Here is a 22,582-nt window from a genome sequence, read left to right as displayed (position 1 = left end):
CCTTATTTAGCATAACCTGCTTTTTCAGAGTCGCCAGGATAAGTAAGGATTAGCAGACAAATCTGATAGATATCAACCTCCTTGCCCTGCCGATGAAATTGCGCGACGATCTCACTATTGAGATGAGGAATTCCATGAACGCTTTCAGTCCCGCGCAGTTTCGCGCACAGTTCCCGGCGCTGGCCGATGCCGGTATTTACCTTGATAGCGCTGCCACCGCCCTTAAGCCTCAGGCAGTCATTGAGGCGACGCAGCAGTTCTACAGCCTGAGCGCCGGGAACGTGCACCGTAGCCAGTTTGCCGAAGCACAGCGATTAACCGCGCGCTATGAAGCCGCGCGCGATCAGGTCGCACGCCTGATCAACGCCGAAAGCGGGAAAAACATCGTCTGGACGCGAGGCACAACTGAAGCCATTAACATGGTGGCCCAGTGCTATGCGCGCCCGCGGCTAAAGCCCGGCGATGAAATTATTGTCAGCGAGGCAGAACACCACGCCAACCTGGTTCCGTGGCTGATGGTGGCTGAGCAAACGGGCGCGCGCATTGTGAAACTGCCGCTGGGTGCAGATCTTCTGCCAGACGTAGCGCGCTTATCTGAGTTCATTACCCCCCGCAGCCGCATTCTGGCTCTCGGACAAATGTCGAACGTCACAGGGGGTTGCCCGGATCTGGCTCTGGCCATCGACGTGGCCCACGCCAACGACATGGTGGTGATGGTCGACGGTGCCCAGGGCGTGGTGCATTTCCCCGCTGATGTACAAAAGCTGGATATTGATTTTTATGCCTTCTCAGGACATAAGCTGTACGGCCCAACCGGGATCGGAGTGCTGTACGGAAAACCGGCTCTGCTGGCGCAAATGACGCCGTGGCTTGGGGGAGGCAAAATGATCACCGAGGTGACCTTTGAGGGCTTTAAAACTCAGGATGTCCCTTACCGTCTGGAAGCCGGAACGCCGAACGTCGCAGGCGTCATCGGCCTGAGTGCCGCGCTTGAATGGCTGGCTGAAACGGATATCGCTCAGGCAGAACGCTGGAGCCGGGGTCTGGCGACGCTTGCAGAAGAAGCGCTGCAGAAACGTCCGGGTTTTCGATCGTTCCGCGTGCAGGACTCAAGCCTGCTGGCCTTTGATTTTGCCGGCGTTCATCATAGCGATATGGTTACGCTGCTTGCCGGGTATGGCATTGCCCTGCGTGCCGGCCAGCACTGCGCGCAACCATTACTGGCCGCATTGGGTGTTAGCGGTACGCTGCGTGCGTCGTTTGCGCCGTATAATACGCAAAGCGATGTGGATGCGCTGGTTGATGCCGTTGACCGCGCCCTTGAAATACTGGTGGATTAATGACGAGTTCAGCGTTAGCCGAGCATCCGTTTGGCACGGTTATCACAGAAGAGACCTTAAAACAGACTTTCGCCCCGCTGTTGCAATGGGAAGATAAATATCGCCAGCTGATCCTGCTCAGCAAGCAGTTGCCGGCGCTGTCAGACGAACGCAAAGCGCAGGCGAAAGAGATTTCCGGCTGCGAGAACCGTGTCTGGCTGGGATGCACGGTATCCGGTGAAAAACTGCATTTCTTTGGCGACAGCGAAGGGCGTATCGTTCGCGGACTGCTGGCGGTACTGTTAACCGCCGTGGAAGGGAAAAGCGCGGCGGAGCTGCTGACGCACTCGCCGCTGGCATTGTTCGATGAGCTGGGGCTACGGGCGCAGCTCAGCGCCTCACGCGGTCAGGGCCTGGTCGCACTCAGTGAGGCGGTACAGGATGCCGCGCGTCAGGCTCAGGCCTGACGTTCCGCCTTCGCCATCATTTTCTTCAGGGCGTGAGAGACGGCTACAAAGCCGAAAGAGGCGGTCACCATGGTGGCCGCGCCAAAGCCTGAGGCACAATCCATCCTTTTTGGCCCTTCCGCCGTGCTTTTCATCGCACACACCGAACCGTCAGCCTGCGGGTAGACCAGGGCTTCCGTCGAAAAGACACAGTCAATGCCCAGCTTGCCTTTGCTGTTTTTCACGACGTTAAAATCGCTTTTTAAGCGCTCGCGCAGCTTGGCCGCCAGCGGGTCCTGAATCGTCTTTGCCAAATCGGCCACCTGAATCTGCGTGGGATCGATTTGCCCGCCAGCCCCCCCGGTGGTAACCAGAGGAACCTTGTAACGCCGACAGTAGGCAATCAACGCCGCTTTTGGACGCACGCTGTCGATCGCGTCGATGACATAGCTGTAGCCTTTACTCATGTATTCGGCGACGTTATCTGCCGTCACAAAGTCATCGATCACCGTCACGCGGCATTCCGGGTTAATCAGGCGAATACGCTCCGCCATCACCTCAGATTTCGCCAGCCCGACGTTATCGCGCAGGGCATGGATTTGACGGTTGGTGTTGGTGACGCAAACGTCATCCATATCAATCAGCGTGATCGCGCCAATGCCGGTTCTCGCCAGCGCTTCCGCCGCCCAGGAGCCAACTCCGCCAATTCCCACGACGCAGACATGCGCATCCGCAAACAGCTGCAGGGCTTTTTCACCATATAGACGTGCCGTGCCGCCAAAACGCTGACGCCAGGCATCGCTGATTACTACAGACATAAAACCTCAGATGTCAAAAGGGTGAGGTTATTCCTCACCCTTCTCTGTTAATTCAGTACGACTCAGAATACCACAATCAGCCGCTGAATACGTTACCGCTGCCAGGGGCTGCCTTGAGCACCCATACGCGCCCATAGTGGTTATACCAGCCTGCACGGTGCCCCGCATCCGGGCCAATGCCCTGATAAATATCGAAGTGCTGACCTTTAATCGCACCGCCGACATCCAGCGCGACCATCAGACGTAGCTCGTACTGACCGTTAAATTTGCCGTTGTTATCCAGCAGAGGCACTTCCGCCAGCAGCGTGGTGCCCGCAGGAATAATAGAACGATCCGAAGCTACCGAGGCGCGGCCAATCAGTGGAACGGCACTCGCCCCTTTCACTGGCGCAAAGTTTTGCGGTTTAAAGAAGACAAACGACGGGTTCTGTTCCAGCAGCTCACGCACTTCGGCTTCGCTGTGTTTTTCACCCCACTCGCGGATCGCCTGCATCGACATGTCTTCTTTTTTCACTTCGCCTCTGTCGATCAGCACTTTACCAATGCTGCGATAGGCATGACCGTTTTTACCGGAATAACTGAAGAAGTTCAGGGGGGAGCCATCGCCAAAGTCGATATAGCCGCTGCCCTGAACATCCATGATGAAGTTGTCCATCAGCGAGTTGCTGTAGGCCAGAACGTAGTTTTCGCTCAGCGCACCGGAGTAGATCTCAGCGCGGGACGGCAGACGACCGCGTTTAGGCGGCATTCGGTAAATGGGATACTGGAACTCGCCCTGACGCGTGTGCCGCGCCTGGATAACCGGGGTGTAGTAGCCGGTAAACTGGACGTTGCCATAGTTATCCGCCCCTTCCATCTGCCAGGCGTCGATACCAAACTGGCGAATATTGCGCGTATCACCGCCCGCGCGCAGCCAGTCCTGTACCGCGTTATAAACGCTGCTCTGTGAGCCATACAGACGTGGCGACGCGTTGCGGATCTGGTAAACCTGCTCGGAAAAGTCTCCGGCGTTGATCGGTGCGCCAACGGCATCAGGTTGATTAACTAAAGAGAAAGGCTGGGATAGCTTCCCGTCTTTATACTGTTGACCGCGATCGGTCGGTTTAGAAGAGCAGGCCGCAAGAATGGCTACCATTGCCCCTGTCATTAGATACTTCGCCCAACGTCCTTTCATTATATCTCGTCTTAAAGTTGCCCATTACCGCGTGATGAAGATAACAAACCCACTGTTCTAAAGAAACGGAATCACATGCCCTTTGGCAAATTCTGAGCAAAAAATAGTCCAAATATCGCAACGCCGTTCAATTTACATACAAAGTTAATGATTTATGTGAAAAAGGGGTTGCATCACAAACCTAACCGAGTATAGTGCGCTTCCACGGACGCGGGGTGGAGCAGCTTGGTAGCTCGTCGGGCTCATAACCCGAAGGTCGTCGGTTCAAATCCGGCCCCCGCAACCAATTAAAATTTGATGAAGTATCTTCTACGACAGTAGGAAGACGGACGCGGGGTGGAGCAGCCTGGTAGCTCGTCGGGCTCATAACCCGAAGGTCGTCGGTTCAAATCCGGCCCCCGCAACCAATCAAATTTGAAGAAGTAAGTTTCTACAAGAGTAGAAAGACGGACGCGGGGTGGAGCAGCCTGGTAGCTCGTCGGGCTCATAACCCGAAGGTCGTCGGTTCAAATCCGGCCCCCGCAACCAACACTTCTAAAACAATAAACACCCTTCAGGGTGTTTTTTTGTATCTGCGGTGTGTGAAACTGCCGGGCGTTTACCCGGCGCACTCAACTACCCAAGCCTTGCCAGCGTCGCCCCATCTGAGAAATACGCCCGGATCCCTGCCAGAATCGACTCTGCCACTTCCTGCTGGAATTTTGCCGTCCTAAGCTTACGCTCCTCTTCCACGTTACTGATAAACGCGGTCTCGACCAGAATCGACGGAATATCCGGGGCCTTCAGCACCGCGAACCCGGCCTGTTCAACGCTGTTTTTGTGCAGCTTATTAACATTGCCTAGCTTGCCCAGCACCGCTTTACCAAATTTCAGGCTGTCGGTGATGGTCAGCGACTGCACCATATCAAACATGGTGTGGTCGACATAGCGGTCGCCACTTTTGCTCACGCCGCCAATCAGGTCCGAGGCGTTCTGAGAGTCAGCCAGGAATCTTGCGGCGGTGCTGGTTGCCCCTTTAGTCGAGAGCGCAAACACCGACGAACCGCTCGGCTGGCGGCTGGTAAACGCATCGGCATGGATCGAGACGAACAAGTCTGCACGCTGCTTCTGGGCTTTCGCCACGCGGACTTTCAGTGGAATAAAGACATCTTCGTTTCGCGTCATGTAGGCGCGCATATTGCCTTCTTTATCGATCAACGCCTTCAGCCGGCGGGCGATTTGCAGCACCACATCTTTTTCCCGGGTACGATATTTCCCCACTGCGCCCGAGTCTTCGCCGCCATGGCCAGGATCTAGCATGATCACAATCGGGCGATCGCGCCCTGCTTTTCCGGGCTGCGGACCGCTCTGGGCCGGTGGCACCTGCTTCTCCAGGTTGCCCTGGTTGTAGTCTTCCAGTAATGCCAGCAGCGGATCCTGAATATCCGTCGCATTCGCCGGATAGAGATCCATGACCAGACGCTCTTTAAACGTCGCAACAGGCGCCAGGGCAAACAGCTGCGGTTTAACGTTTTGCTTCAGCTCAAACACCATGCGCACGGTTTGCGGATCAAACTGACCCACTCGCGCCGATTTGATAAACGGATCGTCGCCGCGGATCTGCGCCGCCATTCCCTTAAGCACAGAGTTGAGGTTAACACCTTCGAGATCCACCACCACACGTTCAGGATTGCTGAGAGCAAATTGCTTATATTTCAGCACCCGATTGGATTCTACCGTAACGCGTGTATAGGTCGACGACGGCCAGACGCGCACCGCCACCACCTGACTGGTGGCGGCAAGACCCACCTGGCTGACGCTAAGCAACCACATCGCCCCTGCCCCTTTTAACAACCGGCGACGGCTTATTGCTGAATTGGATCCCGACATGCTTCTCCCGAGCAAGAAAAGTGATTGATTTACAAAATCGCTAAATTGACCGAAAACTTTAACGAATGACGCATAAACTGTCATCTATAAAAGGGTAAACATTCATACGCTAACGCACGGATTACTTATCAATTTCTGTGGGTCGCAGAAAATTTAGGCTTGCACACACGGCCACAATCGAATAAAAATACGGAAATTACGAATAAACATTCATTAAGGGTTGTGTCATGGTGAAGGAACGTAGAACCGAACTGGTCCAGGGATTCCGCCATTCTGTTCCCTATATCAACGCCCATCGGGGAAAAACGTTTGTCATCATGCTCGGCGGCGAAGCCATTGAGCATGAAAACTTTTCCAGCATCGTCAATGACATTGGCCTGCTGCACAGCCTCGGGATCCGCCTGGTTGTGGTGTATGGCGCGCGCCCGCAGATTGATGCCAACCTGGCCGCGCATCACCACGAGCCGATTTACCATAAACATACCCGCGTCACGGATGCGAAAACCCTTGAGCTGGTGAAACAGGCGGCGGGTCTGCTGCAGCTGGATATCACCGCTCGCCTGTCGATGAGCCTTAACAACACACCGCTGCAGGGCGCGCACATCAACGTTGTGAGCGGCAATTTTATCATCGCTCAGCCTCTCGGCGTGGACGATGGCGTGGACTATTGCCATAGCGGACGTATTCGTCGTATCGATGAAGAGGCCATTCACCGCCAGCTGGACAGCGGTGCCATCGTGCTGATGGGGCCTGTAGCAGTGTCCGTGACCGGTGAAAGCTTTAACCTCACCTCAGAAGAGATTGCCACTCAGTTGGCCATCAAGCTGAAGGCGGAGAAAATGATTGGGTTTTGCTCTTCCCAGGGCGTCGTGAATGATGAAGGGGTGATTGTGCCAGAGCTCTTCCCGAATGAGGCCCAGGCTCGCGTGGAAGCGCTGGAAGCCGAAGGGGATTACCACTCGGGTACCGTGCGTTTTTTGCGCGGTGCCGTGAAGGCCTGCCGCAGCGGCGTACGCCGTAGCCACCTGATCAGCTATCAGGAAGACGGTGCCCTGCTGCAGGAACTGTTCTCCCGCGATGGTATCGGCACCCAGATTGTGATGGAGAGCGCGGAGCAGATCCGTCGCGCCACCATCAATGATATCGGCGGAATTCTGGAGCTGATTCGCCCACTGGAACAGCAGGGCATTCTGGTTCGGCGCTCCCGCGAACAGCTGGAGATGGAGATCGACAAATTCACCATTATTCAGCGCGATAACCTGACCATTGCCTGCGCCGCTCTCTACCCGTTCCCGGAAGAGCAGATCGGAGAAATGGCCTGCGTGGCGGTGCATCCTGACTACCGGAGCTCTTCACGGGGTGAAATGCTGCTTGAGCGCGTGGCGGCTCAGGCGCGTCAGATGGGGCTGAACAAGCTGTTCGTGTTGACTACACGCAGCATTCACTGGTTCCAGGAGCGCGGATTTACACCGGTGGACATTGAATCACTGCCGGAGAGTAAGAAAGAGATGTACAACTATCAGCGCCGGTCAAAAGTGCTGATGGCCGATCTGGGATAATACGAAGCCCTCACCACCCGGTGGGGGCTATCGCTTAAAGGGATTCAAATATCGCGCTCAGGCCGCTTCGACGTTCCGTGCGGGTGGCAATCGCCTGTAGCAGTACGCGCTCATCGGCATACAGTGACAGGCGCTGACGCGCGCGCGTAATGGCGGTATAAATCAGTTCGCGGGTAATGACGGGCGAAAGCTGAGTCGGCAGGATCAGCGCCGCATGGTTGAACTCGGAGCCCTGAGACTTATGCACCGTCATTGCCCAGGCCGTTTCATGTTCAGGCAGACGGCTGGGCTGAACGGATTTCACGCTTCCATCCGGCATCTGGAACCAGACGCGCAGCCCCAGTCCACGATCGAGGGCAATCCCGATATCCCCGTTAAACAGCCCCAGCGCGCTATCGTTGCGGGCGATCATCACCGGGCGTCCCTCATACCAGCGCGAGTGCGGGGTGCGGTGGATTTTGCGTTTCTGGCCCAGGAGCTGTTCGAACCTGTCGTTCAGACCGCTTACGCCAAATGGCCCTTCCCTCAGTGCGCACAGTAGCTGATACTCGCCAAAGGCGGCGAGCGCCTGTGCCGGCGTGCATTGCTGTTGTACACCCGTCAGGAAATGCTGATACCCCTGCAGGGCGTCATCAAGCATCGCCTGATACTCTTCCCCGGTTTGCAGCGATTTTTTCTCGATATCGGTGAATTGACCGTCAAATACCGCACAGGTCGTGTGCCGGTCGCCTCTGTTCACAGCCGAAGCCAGCTGGCCGATGCCCGAGTCGCTGCCGAAACGGTAGCTTTTTTGCAGCAGGCACAGGCTGTCGCGCAGCGCCCCCGCAAGGGAATGGTTTTCACTGGCGAGCGAACAGCCGGTCAGACGGGACAGCTCCTCAGCGCGTTCAGCGGTATATCCCAGGCTTGCATAAGTGCAGATATCTCCCAGCACCGCCCCGGCTTCCACCGAGGCAAGCTGGTCGCGATCGCCCAGGAAAATGACGCGGGCGTGCGCTGGCAGAGCATCAATCAACCGCGCCATCATCGTCAGGTCGATCATCGACGCCTCATCCACCACCAGCACATCCAGGTGCAACGGGTTACCGGCGTGATAGCGCAGACGCTGGCTTCCCGGCTGAGCGCCCAGCAGCCGGTGCAGCGTGCTGGCTTCGTTTGGGAAAAGGGCAAGCTGCTCCCCGGTGAGTGGCAACTTCTGCAGCGCACCACCTAACGACTCGGTCAGGCGCGCCGCCGCTTTGCCGGTAGGGGCCGCCAGACGAATACGGCACTTTTGCTCACCTGATAACTGAATCAGGGCGGCAAGCAGTTTGGCCACGGTGGTGGTTTTACCGGTTCCCGGGCCGCCAGAGATGACGGAGATCCGCCGTGTTAAGGCCACGGCCGCCGCCACTTTCTGCCAGTCAGTCGCCTCAACAGAGGTAAACAAGGTATCCAGCGTTTGCCGCAGTTGGGCTTCATCGCAGGGAAGAGGCGCATTGGTCTCGCTGAAAAAACGCGCGACCGCCAGTTCATTACGCCACAGTCGGTTGAGATACAAACGATCGCCCGTCAGGATCATGGGTGTCTGGCTATCGGCTGCGCTGACGGCAGGCGAACGGTGCAACACCGTCGGCCAGTCCACGGATTCTCCCAGCAGAGCAAAGCAGGACTGCAGGGCCGCGGGCATTTTCTCATCCATCGCCAGACGCGAAAGCGGCAGGCAAACGTGCCCTTCCCCTGCGTCTTTACTCAGGATGGCAGCGGCGAGCATCACGGCAGGCTCATCACCTGACACCATCATGGCGAACTGTACGTCCAGGTGGCGCAGTAGTCGCTGTTCTACCGCTTCCAGCAACAATTCCTGCATCGTCATGCCACTTCCTCCGTGTTAGCTGCAAATAAGTTATCCATTTTCTCGATCAGTGCCGCATGTGGGCGTGTGCTAAAGATGCCTGAACGCGGGTCAGCCGCATCCACACCGCGCAGGAAAAGGTAAATCACCCCACCAAAGTGCTCTTCGTAACGGTAGTCAGCAATGCGGTGGCGCAGATAACGATGCAGCGCCAGAGTATAGAGCTGGTACTGCAGATCGTAGCGATGCATTTGCATGGCGGATGCCATCGCCTGCTGGGTGTAGGCTTCGCTGTTCTCACCCAGCCAGTTTGATTTGTAATCCAGCAGGTAGTAGCGCCCTTCGTGACGGAAAACCAGGTCGATAAAGCCTTTTAACATCCCCTGTACCTGGCGGAAGTTCAGCGGCGGGCAACCGGCGGACAACGGGTCATACTCGCGGATCACCGCATCAAGCGCGTCAGCCCGCAGCGGGCTGGCGATGGGAAGGTAAAACTCCATCTCCACCTGTTTATCTTTGGCGGTCAACTGGCTGAGAGAGAGGCCCTCGGCCGTGAGCGGGGCGTGCAGAATAGCGCGGATCCACTCGGTGAGGACCGGCTGCCATTGTGCATCATAGCCCCCACTCTGTAACATCTTCAGGACCCATTCGTCAGAGACAGGCTGGGTAAAATCCAGCTCTTCGAACAGGCTATGCAAAAAAGTTCCCGGTGACGCGCCGCGTGGAAATTGATGCGGCGTAAGCGCAGGCTCAACCGGCACGCTACCGGCTCCGGCGGCATCAATATCCAGCTTTGGCATCAGGTCCTGCGCAATGCTCTGCCCGTGCTGCTGTAACCCGGAGTAGCTGGTAACGCGCCAGTCGTCGGCAATGGTGCGCAGAATCTGCCGGGCTTCCAGTTTAGATTCCCGCCAGTCCGGCATCTGCCAGCGGCTGTTATCGGGTGGCGACGGAATGTGCAGGGCAACATGCTCGCCGCACAGCGACTCGATGCACTGGCGCAGCCCGGCAGCATCTTTGGGCTCGCCGAGCTGAATGAGTCGCCCCAGCGCGCTCAGGTGGAAATCGCTCTCCCCCGACTTGTCGCCACGACGGCGGAACAGCGGCGCCACGCCCAGGCTGCAGTGCCAGACCGAACGGGTCAATGCCACGTAGAGCAGGCGTAAATCTTCCGCCAGACGTTCGGCCTCGGCCAGCTCAACGCTGGACTCCGCTTTACTGAGATCGAGCACCGCGTCGAACGATTCGCGATCGTGGTAAAAGGCCTGATCCTGCACGCGGTAATTGGCGATAAACGGCAGCCAGACCAGCGGATACTCCAGTCCTTTCGACTTGTGAATCGTGACGATCTGTACCAGATGTTTATCACTCTCAAGACGCATCTGCTGGCTGGAGGCGTTGCTGTTTGGGTCGGCAATCTGTTGCGCCAGCCAGCGCACCAGAGCATGTTCGCTTTCAAGCTGCGTGCCCGCCTCCTGCAACAGCTCACTGATATGTAAAATGTCGGTCAGACGGCGTTCACCGCCTGCTGTCGCGAGCATATTCTCCGCAAGGTGTCGCTTCGCCATGAGCTCGCGCACCATCGCCATCACACCGCGCTTCTGCCATCGCTCACGGTAGTGAACGAACTCTTCGACGACCGCATCCCATGCGGCTTCGTCATTATTGAGTGCATCAATGTCACGGGCGTTCAGACCGAGCATTGCGCTGGCTAGTGCGCTGCGAAGCGTACTTTCGCGCTCCGGGGACAGCACGGCCTGAAGCAGCCACAGCATTTCCTGTGCTTCCAGAGTTTCAAAAACGCTGTCACGGTTTGAGAGGTACACGGACGGGATGTTCAGCAGGGTAAGCGCATCGCGGATCAGCGACGCCTCCTGACGACTGCGCACCAACACCGTGATATCAGACGCCTTCACGGGGGCTGACTCATTTTCCTTCCACAACAGCGCCTCGCCACGCGCACCAGCGCTGAGCCAGTCACGGATCTGCGCGGCACAATGCTGGGCCATGGCATTTTGATAGTCCGCGACGCCACAGCCTTCACCGTCCAGCAGCCAGAAGTTCATGGCGGGCTGCGTCACCCCGTTGAATTCAAAACGCAGCGAGCGGTTTTTTGCGGCAAACTTTACCGGCTGAAAGGGGATCTCACGGAACATAAACGCCGTATCCATGCGGCTAAACAGCGCATTGACGCTTTGCACCATGCCCGGGGAAGAGCGCCAGTTGGTATCCAGCGTATAGTGCGCCTCTACCTCACTGCGGGCCTTCATGTAGGTGAAAATATCCGCACCGCGGAAGGCGTAAATGGCCTGTTTCGGATCGCCGATTAACAACAGCGCGGTGTCGGGCTGTTGTCGCCAGATGCGGCGGAAAATACGGTACTGCTGAGGGTCCGTATCCTGAAATTCGTCAATCATCGCTACCGGGAAGCGGGTACGGATCGCGCAGGCAAGGGCTTCGCCGTTTTCACTGCACAGCGCCGCATCAAGGCGGCTCAACATATCGTCAAAACCCAGTTCGCCACGGCGACGTTTCTCACGTGATACGGCTTCGCGAATTTCCGTCATGGCGCGGGTGATCATCAGGTCATTGAGCGTGAGTGGCTCAGCGAGCAGCGATTCAATCGCAACAAACAGAGGATGCTCAGGCACAATGCCGTCGGCTTTAGTCCGCTCAATCAAAAAACGCTGCGAGAATTTCTCCAGTGCATCCGGAAGCTGATAACCGCGCGTCTCTTCCTGCGCCCAGGCGCTGATCTTCTCGATCCATTTACCCTGGTTGCCGCGGTTAAATTTACGTCGGTCAATCCCGGAGTTTTCGATGATCGCCTCAATCTCACCGACAGACTCATTCCATTTTTGCTTGAGCGCAGCAATTTTTCCGACAATCTTTTCATGCCGTGAAGCCAGCGTTTCGTCAGCAGGTGGCGGAGATTTGATAACCGGCGCTTCGCCCTGAAGATAACGGTCGATAGCGCGAAGAAGCTCTTCGGGACCTTTCCACAACGCATGGACCGCTTCAGCGATATCGCGCGATAAAGGGTAGCAGTGGCGACGCCAGAAATCCGCACAGGCCTGATAGCGAAGCACTGATTCATCTTCAATGAGCTGCTGTTCAAACAGCATTCCGGATTCAAACGCATTCAGGCTCAGCATGCGCTGACAAAAACCATGAATGGTGAAAACGGACGCTTCGTCCATCTGCCGTTCCGCCAACAGCAGCCACTGGGCGGCCTGTTGCTTATCTGCAATCTCTTCAAGAAGGCTGGCGTAGAGAGGGTTATCCGTGGTCTGGCGCAGGCAGGCGATGCGCAGCTCATGAATATTGGCACGAATACGACCGCGCAGCTCAGCGGTAGCGGCCTCGGTGAAGGTGACCACCAGCAGCTCTTCCACGCTTAACGGACGTGGAAAAGCGGCGTTACCACCAAGCCCTAACAGAAGACGCAGATAGAGCGCGGCAATGGTGAAGGTTTTTCCCGTTCCCGCTGAGGCTTCAATCAATCGTTCACCCTGTAGAGGTAAACGTAAGGGATTAAGGGGCTCAGCGGTATCGGTCATTCTTTCTTACTCCAGGGCATAGATTGCTGCAGCGCGCTGACGCTCTTCCAGATCGTCCAGCCTTTCGGGTTAACGTAGTCCGTTTTCCCGTTCTGACTACCGGAAACCTGCGACAGAATCGCCATTCCCTGCGGTTTAACCACCGCCTGGTGGAAGAAATCAGCAACCTTCTGCGGCGTCAGCTGTTTTATCTCGGCCACTACTTTATCACGCGAATCAAATTTCAGATTACCGCGATCAAAATCTTTGCTCAGTTGTGATGCTTCTTCACCCAGCGTCTGCGGCGGCTGCATCACCTGCGCGATGACGGCCTGCTGAATCTGAGCAAACTCCTCCGGCTTCATCGCCCGCAGCTTCGCTTCCGCCTGTGGGAAAAATGCCTGATAACGCTGCCAGAGATAAGCAGGCTGTTTATCACTGCTTTGCAGCAGGAAGCCCAGCCCCCACTGGCGACCTACGTTCATGGAGAAGGCAAAGACCGCGTAACCAAGCTGCTCTTCTGTACGCAGCTGGTTGTAGAACCACGGCTGAATAATCTGCCCCAGCACCGCACTCTGCGCGGTACTGGTGAATTCATCATAACCCGTGGGTACAAACACAGCGGCCAGGGCAGAATCCGTGCTGTTACCCGCCTTTTCAAAAATCACATTCTGTTTTTTCTCAACCAGTACGTCCTGATTGCGGCACCACTCATCGCCCTTCGAACCAAGCTGCGTACGGACATTTTCTGCCAGTGTTTTAGCCTGTACGTCACTCATGTTTCCGACGATAAGGAACTCCGGTCGCGTGTTCGTTTTCAGCGCATCACGATACACCAGCACATCTTTTAAGGTGATAAAGGGCAGCAGCGCCCGGCGATCTTCGCGCTGGAAATAGGGAATTTGCGAAAGCATTTGCGTCGGCATGAGCGCCAGGTCATACGCTTTACCCTTCTCGGCAGAATCCATCATCTGCGCATACCAGGATTTGGCCTGCTCAAGTTGCTCTTCCGTCGGGGTATAGCTGAAATAACCTTCCAGTAACGCCTGGAACAGCTGCGGCAGACGCTGGGTGTAGCCGTTGGCATTGACCATCAGACCGTTATTGGCGTTGGTCGAGAAGCTTATCCCGCCGACGGCCGCCTGATTGCTAAGCTGATCGAGTGCGATACCGGCAAGATAGTCATTGAGCGCAAACATCACCTGATTTTTAGCGCTGTTCATTGCTTTTGGGTTACGCAGAACCACGCTCACATCGGCTTTCGGTTCACTCGCGAAATAGCGGCTTGGCGTATACACCACGCGCAGCGTCGGCTCATCAACGATAAGTTCCGGGTGCGGATAGGCTTTCGTGGTTTTAATCAGCGAGAAATCATCCGGAATGTAGGGGTTCAGCTCCGGCAATTTAAGCGCGATCTCACCGGCCTTTTTCTGCCAGTCGGCGAAGGTCTGGTCACTGATTTTATCCACCTGATAAGGGGCATCGACAAAATAGGCCATTTTGTTATGCGGTTCGTTCGGGCTGATATACCAGACGCGGGCATTCTGCGGCGTCATCATCGCCAGGCGGGCTTTTACCGCGTCGGCGTCATACTGGTCGGCAATATTGACCGCGTCGAGGGTATGTTCCACCGGCACACGGATCATGGTATCCGCCAGCCACTCAACGTAATCCATGTCGCGGGTAATAGACGGATAACGGAAATCGAGATCCAGCACGTGCGCCAGTTCATCAAAGTAGCGTTTATCGACGCCTTTATCGCACAGCAAAGAGAGGTAGCTGAAGATAGCCGCCACGACGTCATCACGGTGAGCCAGACCTTTGTCAGTCAGGGTGGCGGAGATCGCCAGCACGCCGCTGTTGCCGTTCACAACCGGATCGGAGTCGGCACGAATACCTTCCACCAGCCCTTGTTTTTGCAGCCAGTCAGAAAGTGTACCCGGGCTACGGTTGCCAATCAGGTAGGTGACCAGTTCATCGGTTTTGCTGCGAAACTGCGCCGTATTGTTATCAATGCGGAACTCAACGCGTAACACTTTACGCGGCAGTGCAGGAACGTAGTGGATAACGATCCCTTTTTGCGCGTCCGTGACCACAGGAACGTTTATCTGCGGCAGGTCGATATTTTTATTCGGTACCCGGCCAAACGTCTGTGCCGCCATGCTTGCCAGCTCAGGCAACGGTTTGTTGCTGTAGATGACCGCTTTCATCAGATTGGCGGAGTAGTATTTATCGCGAAAGGCATGCAGGGCATCCAGCACCGGGCTGTTCGGTTTATCGCTCAGCGTCTCCAGGTTACCACCGGAAAAACGCGATCCGGGGTGCGCCGGGTTAATGGTTTCTGCACTCACCTGCGCCATGCGCATCCCGTCTCGCGTACGGGCAAGGGTCAGTTCAGCATTAACGGCATTGCGTTCGCGGTCAGCGTATTTTTTATCCAGCAGGGGAGCCGCGATAGAATCCGCCAGACGATCCACTGCACCTCCCAGCGCATCATTCTCTACTTCGAGATAGAAGGCTGTACGGTACGGCGCCGTGCTGGCGTTGTGGCTGCCGCCATGCATTTTGAGAAATTCGGACAGGCTATCTGGCTGTGGGTATTTTTTGGAACCCATAAGCGTCATATGTTCCAGATAGTGTGCAAGCCCAGGGTGGGCTTCCGGATCTTCCAGCGACCCAACCGGCACCACCAGTGCCGACAGGGATTTTACCGCCTGCGGATCGGAAACCAGCAGCACAGTCATCCCGTTATCAAGGCGAATAGCCTGATACTGACGGGTATCTTTTTCGCTCTTACGGATAGTTTCCTGAATGGGTTGCCAACCGGAGCCTGCCTGAGTGAAAGGTGCCCAAAGGGCGACAAACAAAACAAACGCTTTGAACAAGGTGCTGCCTGGCATTACGACCTCTTTATCACGGCTACATCATTAACAAACTGCGTGCTGGACTCACCAACATCTCTTTCTTTGGGTACATCAGTCCGTGATAAGAAGTGCATCATAAATGAACACCCCATGCTGCGCAATTTTTATACAGCGTTCAGGACTGATTAAATTTGAACAACGGTAACAGGTAGCGTTGTGCTTCTTCCGTGATAGCCTCGAAGTATTCAGGCTCAAGCGTTCGCCATAAACGTTGATACCAGACATCCTCACCTTCGCCGCGCACCATCATGTTACCTTCATACGCCTGCATGAATTTACTCCGTGCTTTCTGCAGTGAAGCGTCATCCGTTAACATGGCATCATTCTGTGCGTCATAACAAGCTTTTATCCAGGCGCCACCGCTCTCGGGCAGTAGCAGGAGCGGTTTATTCATTCCCCGCAGATAGCCTTCAACGTACAAGGATAAATAACGTAACGCCTGCTCTGCGTCCATCGGCGGAAAGCGCCATTCGCCCTCTTTGCGGACAAAAATACGGCTTTCGCCTTTATGGCCGCCAGCACTGTAGACAAGATGTTCGAGCCAGAGTTGCAAACCTTGTGAAACGCTAAGCATGGAAGGACGCCAGCGCAGGAGCCCATCCGGCTGTACCTGAGTTAGCCAGCCCGTGAGCTGCACACCCTGGCAGTTGAGATCGATTTCAAGACTGGTTCCGGGTTGCCGGCATTCCCTCACGCGTTCTGCCAGAGATTCCATCTCCTGGCGCTGCGCCTCCCAGACAATTTCTCCGAACGCCCCGTAGGGTAACTGCCCCGCAGCACGGTAGCGGCGGTAAAGCTTGTCGGCATCTTCCTCTTCAACCAGCGCGTTCAGCAGCTGCAGGTTTAACTGATACCGCTCCAGCCCTTCCAGCGTAAACGGCTCTGCATCAGGAATTTCACTCTCTTCAGAACGGAAATTGACCTGCAACCGTTGCTGGAAGAAAGCGCGTACCGGATGCCCCCAAAACCGCTGAAGCTGTTCAAAGGTCAGGGTGTCTATCGGGCGAGGATCAAGCTCCTGAATGAAATCGGTATGCGCTCTCCCCTCTTTTTTCGCCGCAGGCAGCCATTCGTGGGCATAGCTCTGATGATCGCTGACCACGTAGTTCACCGGGTCAAACGGCATGCGGCTATGGAAGCGGGTGATATGCGCTTTCACTCGCTGCGCACTTTCATCACAGTTACGGGCTTCATCCCCCGCCAGATAGTGGCTCTGCCCGATATAATCCACCAGTTCCTGCACCAGAACAGAAGGAAAGCGCTCGCTGTTGTCCTGGATAGAGCGGCCGATATAGCTGATATACAGCTGACGTTGAGCCGAAATGAGCGCCTCAAGGAAGAGATAGCGGTCATCGTCACGACGGCTACGATCGCCCCGCTTTGGATTCGCACTCATCAGATCAAAACCCAGCGGCGCCAGGGCGCGTGGATAAATACCGTCATTCATTCCGAGCAGGCACACCACTTTGAACGGGATAGAACGCATTGGCATCAGGGTGCAAATATTGATTGGGCCTGCCAGGAAACGCTGGCTAATTCGCTCCTGATCGAGCCGTTGCGTCAGCTCATCGCGCAGCAATGACAACGGGATAGCCTCGTTATAGTGGGAACTCACGCCCTCTTCGACGATTGCCTGCCACTGCGTTTCAATGAGCGCCATAGCGGCTTCGGTATCACTGTCCGGCAGGAAGAAATCATTGAGCAACGCCCTGCATACCGGGAGCCACGCATCCAGTGGACGCGGCTGCATCAACTCGAGCCGCCAGCGGTTAAGTTGCATCAGCAGGGAAGCTAAATGACCGACCAGCTCAGCGATCAACCCGCTGGACTCATCGTAGGGCAGGACTTCATTCCACTCGCCCTGGCTGCTTTCCATCGCATAGCCCAGCAGCATACGCGTCAGGCCAAACCGCCAGGTGTGCTGGCCGGTAGGAGGAAGCTCGAACGCCTGAACGTTGTCATCATCAATGCCCCAGCGTACGCCGGACTCGTTAACCCACTGGCGAAGGTAGCGCAGCCCCTCTTCATTGATATAGAAACGTGCGGCCAGGACTGGGACATCCAGTAATGCCAGGACATCTTCGGAGATAAACCGGCTATCCGGTAATGAAAGCAAAGTAATAAAGGCCTGCAAGGCCGGATGAGACTGGCGGGCCCGTCGGTCAGAAATGGCGTACGGCAGGTAGCGTTCACCTGTCGCACTCCCAAAAACAGCCTGAATAAAAGGACTGTAACTGTCGATATCCGCCACCATCACCACAATGTCACGTGGCGTCAGCTCAGGATCGTCCTGCAGCATCGCCAGCAGTTGATCGTGAAGCACTTCAACCTCGCGCTGCGGGCTGTGGCAAACGTGGATCGTGACGCTGCGATCGTCGCCATCCAGCTTGCGCTTACTGTCGCTGCGTTCAAATTCTTTCGCCGTAACGCCCATGACGGCGCGGTTTTCGAGATCCAGAATGTCGAGCTGGATATTATGCAGCAGGCTATCCGGAGCGATCTCGACGAAGGCATCCACATCCCCTTCGCCTGACGACGTGATGTCTGAGAGCATATGAATGTAGTCACGGCCCAGCTTTCCCCAAGAGGCAAGCAGCGGGTTCGGCAGATTTTGAATGCCGTGCTCATCAAAGAGCTGTGCGGCAGACGCGCTGTCTTTAAACAGTGGCACGGTACGCTCTTCAAACAGGCGTCGTCTCTGGCGAGACACCAGCCGCGAAAGCCAGCGTTCATCCTGAATGTCGCCCCAGTACTGGCGACACGGATTGGTAAAGAGGATATGTATGTCGATGTGTTTACCCAGCGCACTCAGCGCCTGCAAATACACCGGTGGCAGCGCCGAGATGCCGCAGATAAACACGCGAGAGGGCAGCCGGGCTGGTCGCTCAGCGCTGTTTTCCAGTATGGAGATAAACCGCTGGTAGAGGTTTGCACGGTGCCACTTCGGCTGGCCAAGTTTCTCAGTGTGTTCCACCAGCGCTTTCCAGAGCGGCGCCTGCCAGACTTGCGCCTCCGGTAACCCGTCGACCCGCTCGCCCGCTTCCCAGCGAGTCAGCCATTCCGGGCGATACACCAGATACTGGTCATAGAGATCGGCGGTGCGTGATGCCAGCTGGAACAGCTTGCGTTTATCGGTGTCGTCATTGAGGTAGTGGCGCAGCATGATGAATTCATCATGCTGCAGCATGTCCGGCAGCAATGCCATCAGCTTCCAGCTCATGCTTTGCTTGTTGAAGGCACTCTGCTCCGGGATATCCGGCAACACGCGGACAAACATCTCCCAGATAAAACTCGCGGGCAGCGGGAAATCGATATTTGCGGCAATGCCGAATTTACGCGAAAGCGACATCTGCAGCCACTGTGCCATACCGGTGCTCTGCACCAGCACCATTTCTGGCTCAAAAGGATCGTCAAGCCGCTCGCGCTCAACGATAAATTCCATCAGCGCTTCCAGCACATCCAGACGATTTGAGTGATAGACCCTTAACATAGACGCTCCCGACTACTGGCTAACCGGGCAATGCAGACGCGTCATCTCGCCGCGCCGCCCCAGAGGAGAAATAAGTGTAACCGTGATGCTGACACATCCAGAGAGTGTTGTCTGCCCCCGACTGACCTGCCAGCCTGCCGGGAGAGCAATTGTTGAAAGCTGAGACTGATTCCAGGCATGGTGCCAGAGCTGACGATACTGATTAAACATAGAGAACCGCGTCGCCAGTGCCCGCTGATAACCCGACAGTGCCGTGACAATCATCACCAGCAGCATCATCGCCAGAAGTACCTCAACCATGCTAAAGCCTTTTTCTCTGCTCACGGCAGCTGGCATAACGCACTCTCCTTAAGCGGACAAAAATCACTCCAGCCGTGTGGCGAGAAATGAATCTTGCCGTCGATGATTTCGCCTCTGCGCCATAGCAGCAGGTCATCACTCCCGGCGATAAGCAGCACACGCGTTTCATTCAGTAGCCGCAGGCAAACTCGCCATGCCGATCCCTTTTTGCACTGGATCTCAGGCTCAGATAACCAGCTCTGAACGCGTCCCCATTCAAGCGCTGACTGCACGGATGCCTGCTGTTGAACCGAGCGGCTCTCACCGCCCACCAGTGCGCTAAACGTGGTCAGCTGCTGATTGAGGCCGGTGAGGATCAGCGTGCCCAACACCAGTAAAAGTAACACCAGCGCCAGCGAGGACATCCCGCGCTGCCGGTTCACAGGTTGTACCCCGTGACGCCATAAAAAGCCTGACAGGGGGCCCCCTGCTCGCCCTGACGAAGGGCGGTCATTTCAATATTCAGCTGGGGGGCAAACCCCGCATGCTCAACTTGACTCACCACAAAGTGCTGGATGAGAAGCCTGTTGGGGTCAGTGAGTTTCTCCCATCCTTTACCCTCACACGAGGTCGCCCCATGCAGGGTCTCCAGTGCACCTGATTCCAGACGAAAACCTGTGCTGTCGTTTTCCGAAGACGAGCTATCCCAGTTACCGTTACTGTTTGCATCCCATCGTACAATGACACAGCGACCTTGTCTGCCGATCGTCAGTCCCTGCCCCGCACAGTTTCCGGCGCAATACCCCGCACGCTGAAGCTGTTTGCCGAGGGAAAAAAGGCGTTGCCACACCTCCTCCTCAAGCTCCCGCTGACCGGATTGCTGTAAAACAGCCCGCTGCAAGCCCGGTAAAAAGCGCGAGGCGCTTATCAGTAACAGACTGCTGATCGCCGTGGCAATCAGAACTTCCATCAGTGAGAAACCCTGCTGGTTTAGGGACATGAACCTTCTCCTGTGACATTGCACATCCTGATTCGCCCTCCATTCGAGACAATGACGAGCCATTCTCCTGCACGACTTTGCAGGCGTATTCGCCCTGCCCATGCCGTATCCCTGAGTCCATAGAAGCCAAATAACGGCGTTATTTCACTTACCGTGACCTCCGGCCACAGGGGAATAAATACAAACGGACTGCCTTTATCACAGCCCTGCACGAATGCGCTCATCAGACAGGTGACGCCCCTGTCGCGTCGCAGTGTGACCTGGTGGTCACGGTTGTGCCGGTTTGCGTCATTACGCAGAAAGACCAGGTAATCACGCACCTGCCCGGCGGTTTGCCAGAGCCGTTGCTGCCGTTGCCAGTTGTCCCAGCCATATAGCCCGGAGGCGCTGAGAATGACCACCAGCGAGATAGCCACCAGGGTTTCGATAAGCGTAAAACCGTTCTCTTTTTTCATGCCGGGAGTGTGGCGAAATGGCCTGGAATTGACGAGCAACGGATGACCGTTTTACGAGCCCTTATCAAGGAAAGTTAAGCGGTTGCAGTGCGTTGCATACATTCTGGATAACGCGTCGGAAAGCGGGAAGAAGGCGAAAAAAAACCGGCGCTAAACAGCACCGGTTATGTCAGGATTGACAGCCTCAGATAGCGACGGGCGCTTTGATGCCTGGATGAGGGTCATAACCCTCAATCTCAAAATCGTCAAAGCGGTAATCAAAAATGGATTCCGGTTTGCGTTTGATAATCAGCTTAGGCAAGGCGCACGGTTCGCGGGTCAACTGGAGATGCGTCTGTTCCATATGGTTGCTGTAGAGATGGGTATCCCCACCGGTCCAGACGAAATCGCCCACTTCCAGATCGCACTGCTGCGCCATCATATGCACTAACAGCGCATAGCTGGCAATGTTGAACGGCAGGCCGAGGAACACGTCGCAGGAGCGCTGATAGAGCTGGCAGGAGAGCTTGCCGTCTGCCACATAGAACTGGAAGAACGCATGGCACGGTGCCAGAGCCATTTTATCCAGCTCGCCGACGTTCCAGGCGGAAACGATAATACGGCGCGAGTCCGGATCGTTTTTCAGCTGGTTCATCACGGTGGTGATCTGGTCAATATGGCGGCCATCCGGCGTAGGCCATGCGCGCCACTGCTTACCGTACACCGGGCCCAGGTTGCCGTTTTCATCTGCCCATTCGTCCCAGATAGAGACGTTGTTATCATGCAGATACGCAACGTTGGTATCGCCTTGCAGGAACCAGAGCAGTTCATGAATGATCGAGCGCAGGTGGCAGCGCTTTGTCGTCACCAGCGGAAAACCTTCCTGCAGATTGAAGCGCATCTGGTGGCCAAAAATGGAGAGCGTGCCGGTACCGGTACGGTCATTTTTCGGCGTGCCCTCATCGAGCACTTTTTTCATCAGTTCAAGATACTGTTTCATGGTTCCTCAGGAAAGTTGTTGCTGTGGACGACGACGATACGCCCAAATCATCATAATGACACCCGCGACAATCATCGGAATGGAGAGGATCTGCCCCATGCTGATGTACTGTACCCATTCGCCGGTGAACTGTGCATCCGGCTGGCGGAAGAACTCGACGATGATACGGAATGCACCGTAGCCAATCAGGAACAGACCGGAGACAGACCCCATCGGACGCGGTTTACGGATAAACAGATTCAGGATGATAAACAGCACCACACCTTCCAGCGCCAGCTCGTAAAGCTGAGACATGTGGCGCGGCAGAACACCGTAAGTATCGAACAGGGATTGCCACTCAGGATGAGACGGCAGCAGCGCCATGTCCTCTGCACGCGAGCCCGGGAATAGCATGGTAAAGGAGACACTCGGGTCGACACGCCCCCAGAGCTCACCATTGATAAAGTTGCCCAGACGTCCTGCTCCCAGACCAAACGGGATCAGTGGCGCGATAAAATCTGACACCTGGAAGAAGTTGCGCTTGGTGCGTTTGGCAAAAATCACCATCACCAGGATCACACCAATCAGCCCGCCGTGGAAGGACATGCCGCCATCCCAGACGCGGAACAGGTAGAGTGGATCGTTCAGGAATACCGGGAGGTTATAGAACAGAACATACCCAATACGGCCGCCCAGGAACACGCCAAGGAAGCCTGCATACAGCAGGTTCTCGACCTCGTTTTTGGTCCAGCCACTGCCGGGACGACTGGCGCGACGGCCAGCAAGCCACATGGCAAAAATGAAGCCGACCAGGTACATCAGACCGTACCAGTGAAGCGAAACAGGTCCTATTGAGAAAATGACCGGATCAAATTCCGGAAAATGCAGATAACCACTGTTCATCTGTCACCACAAGAT

General features: G+C 55.9%; 16 protein-coding genes and 3 tRNA genes. 6 read left to right on the top strand and 13 right to left on the bottom strand.

The window, feature by feature from the left end; genetic code table 11:
• The first annotated feature begins 134 nt into the window (after positions 1-134).
• Positions 135-1,340 carry a cysteine desulfurase CsdA gene (csdA, locus tag L466_RS16470; RefSeq protein ID WP_020883790.1) on the top strand — a complete coding sequence of 402 codons (1,206 nt, stop codon included), beginning with the start codon at positions 135-137 and terminating at the stop codon, positions 1,338-1,340.
• Positions 1,340-1,786, top strand: coding sequence for a cysteine desulfurase sulfur acceptor subunit CsdE (gene csdE, locus L466_RS16475; protein WP_032680377.1), 447 nt, complete (start codon positions 1,340-1,342; stop codon positions 1,784-1,786). Before csdA ends, csdE begins: the two co-directional genes overlap by 1 nt.
• Here csdE and tcdA read toward each other — a convergent pair.
• Together tcdA and mltA are read right to left on the bottom strand one after the other, a co-directional pair.
• Positions 1,777-2,583: a tRNA cyclic N6-threonylcarbamoyladenosine(37) synthase TcdA gene (gene tcdA / locus L466_RS16480; RefSeq protein ID WP_032678882.1), complete on the bottom strand. Its 807-nt coding sequence runs from the start codon at positions 2,581-2,583 to the stop codon at positions 1,777-1,779. The two genes, csdE and tcdA, sit on opposite strands and share 10 nt — an antisense overlap.
• Positions 2,584-2,659: 76 nt before the next feature.
• On the bottom strand, positions 2,660-3,757 hold the full coding sequence (gene mltA / locus L466_RS16485) for a murein transglycosylase A (RefSeq protein ID WP_032680376.1): 1,098 nt from the start codon (positions 3,755-3,757) through the stop codon (positions 2,660-2,662).
• A gap of 209 nt (positions 3,758-3,966) precedes the next feature.
• On the opposite strand from mltA, the gene L466_RS16490 reads away from it, so the two are divergent.
• From L466_RS16490 to L466_RS16500, 3 genes are all read left to right on the top strand, one after another.
• Positions 3,967-4,043 (top strand) — tRNA-Met (locus L466_RS16490).
• Positions 4,044-4,087: 44 nt separating this feature from the next.
• A tRNA-Met gene (locus L466_RS16495) sits at positions 4,088-4,164 on the top strand.
• Positions 4,165-4,208: 44 nt separating this feature from the next.
• Positions 4,209-4,285 (top strand) — tRNA-Met (locus L466_RS16500).
• A gap of 87 nt (positions 4,286-4,372) precedes the next feature.
• Here L466_RS16500 and amiC read toward each other — a convergent pair.
• Positions 4,373-5,626, bottom strand: coding sequence for an N-acetylmuramoyl-L-alanine amidase AmiC (gene amiC, locus L466_RS16505; protein ID WP_020883787.1), 1,254 nt, complete (start codon positions 5,624-5,626; stop codon positions 4,373-4,375).
• 227 nt (positions 5,627-5,853) lie between these two features.
• Here amiC and argA point away from each other — a divergent pair, with 227 nt between their 5' ends.
• Positions 5,854-7,185, top strand: a complete 1,332-nt coding sequence (argA, locus tag L466_RS16510) for an amino-acid N-acetyltransferase (protein ID WP_020883786.1) — start codon at positions 5,854-5,856, stop codon at positions 7,183-7,185.
• A 34-nt stretch (positions 7,186-7,219) separates the two neighbouring features.
• On the opposite strand, the gene recD is transcribed toward argA, so the two are convergent.
• The 10 genes from recD to lgt all read right to left on the bottom strand — a co-directional run bounded on the left by recD (position 7,220) and on the right by lgt (position 22,567).
• Positions 7,220-9,040 (bottom strand): exodeoxyribonuclease V subunit alpha, encoded by a 1,821-nt coding sequence (gene recD / locus L466_RS16515; RefSeq protein WP_032680375.1) that lies wholly within the window; start codon positions 9,038-9,040, stop codon positions 7,220-7,222.
• A complete protein-coding gene (recB, locus tag L466_RS16520) occupies positions 9,037-12,579 on the bottom strand; it encodes an exodeoxyribonuclease V subunit beta (protein ID WP_032680374.1) in 3,543 nt (1,180 codons plus the stop codon). Before recB ends, recD begins: the two co-directional genes overlap by 4 nt.
• Positions 12,576-15,458 carry a pitrilysin gene (gene ptrA / locus L466_RS16525; protein ID WP_032680373.1) on the bottom strand — a complete coding sequence of 961 codons (2,883 nt, stop codon included), beginning with the start codon at positions 15,456-15,458 and terminating at the stop codon, positions 12,576-12,578. The genes recB and ptrA overlap by 4 nt, the downstream gene beginning before the upstream one ends.
• A gap of 139 nt (positions 15,459-15,597) precedes the next feature.
• Positions 15,598-18,972 (bottom strand): exodeoxyribonuclease V subunit gamma, encoded by a 3,375-nt coding sequence (gene recC / locus L466_RS16530; RefSeq protein ID WP_032680371.1) that lies wholly within the window; start codon positions 18,970-18,972, stop codon positions 15,598-15,600.
• A 12-nt stretch (positions 18,973-18,984) separates the two neighbouring features.
• Complete coding sequence (locus L466_RS16535) at positions 18,985-19,308, bottom strand: prepilin-type N-terminal cleavage/methylation domain-containing protein (protein ID WP_014171443.1); 324 nt, start codon at positions 19,306-19,308, stop codon at positions 18,985-18,987.
• Positions 19,293-19,694: a DUF2509 family protein gene (locus L466_RS16540; protein WP_032680370.1), complete on the bottom strand. Its 402-nt coding sequence runs from the start codon at positions 19,692-19,694 to the stop codon at positions 19,293-19,295. Before L466_RS16540 ends, L466_RS16535 begins: the two co-directional genes overlap by 16 nt.
• Positions 19,691-20,251: a prepilin peptidase-dependent protein gene (locus tag L466_RS16545; protein ID WP_025203343.1), complete on the bottom strand. Its 561-nt coding sequence runs from the start codon at positions 20,249-20,251 to the stop codon at positions 19,691-19,693. Before L466_RS16545 ends, L466_RS16540 begins: the two co-directional genes overlap by 4 nt.
• Positions 20,242-20,706: a prepilin peptidase-dependent protein gene (locus tag L466_RS16550; protein ID WP_032680368.1), complete on the bottom strand. Its 465-nt coding sequence runs from the start codon at positions 20,704-20,706 to the stop codon at positions 20,242-20,244. The genes L466_RS16545 and L466_RS16550 overlap by 10 nt, the downstream gene beginning before the upstream one ends.
• A 184-nt stretch (positions 20,707-20,890) precedes the next feature.
• Positions 20,891-21,685 (bottom strand): thymidylate synthase, encoded by a 795-nt coding sequence (gene thyA, locus L466_RS16555; protein WP_032680367.1) that lies wholly within the window; start codon positions 21,683-21,685, stop codon positions 20,891-20,893.
• Between the two features lie 6 nt (positions 21,686-21,691).
• Positions 21,692-22,567, bottom strand: a complete 876-nt coding sequence (gene lgt, locus L466_RS16560) for a prolipoprotein diacylglyceryl transferase (protein ID WP_014171449.1) — start codon at positions 22,565-22,567, stop codon at positions 21,692-21,694.
• Positions 22,568-22,582: the final 15 nt, after the last annotated feature.

Origin of the sequence: Enterobacter sp. BIDMC 30, from assembly GCF_000534355.1 — a bacterium.
Taxonomy (GTDB): domain Bacteria; phylum Pseudomonadota; class Gammaproteobacteria; order Enterobacterales; family Enterobacteriaceae; genus Enterobacter; species Enterobacter ludwigii.
Note: the sequence above shows the minus strand (reverse complement) of the source record. Positions and strands in the feature narration are given on the sequence as shown.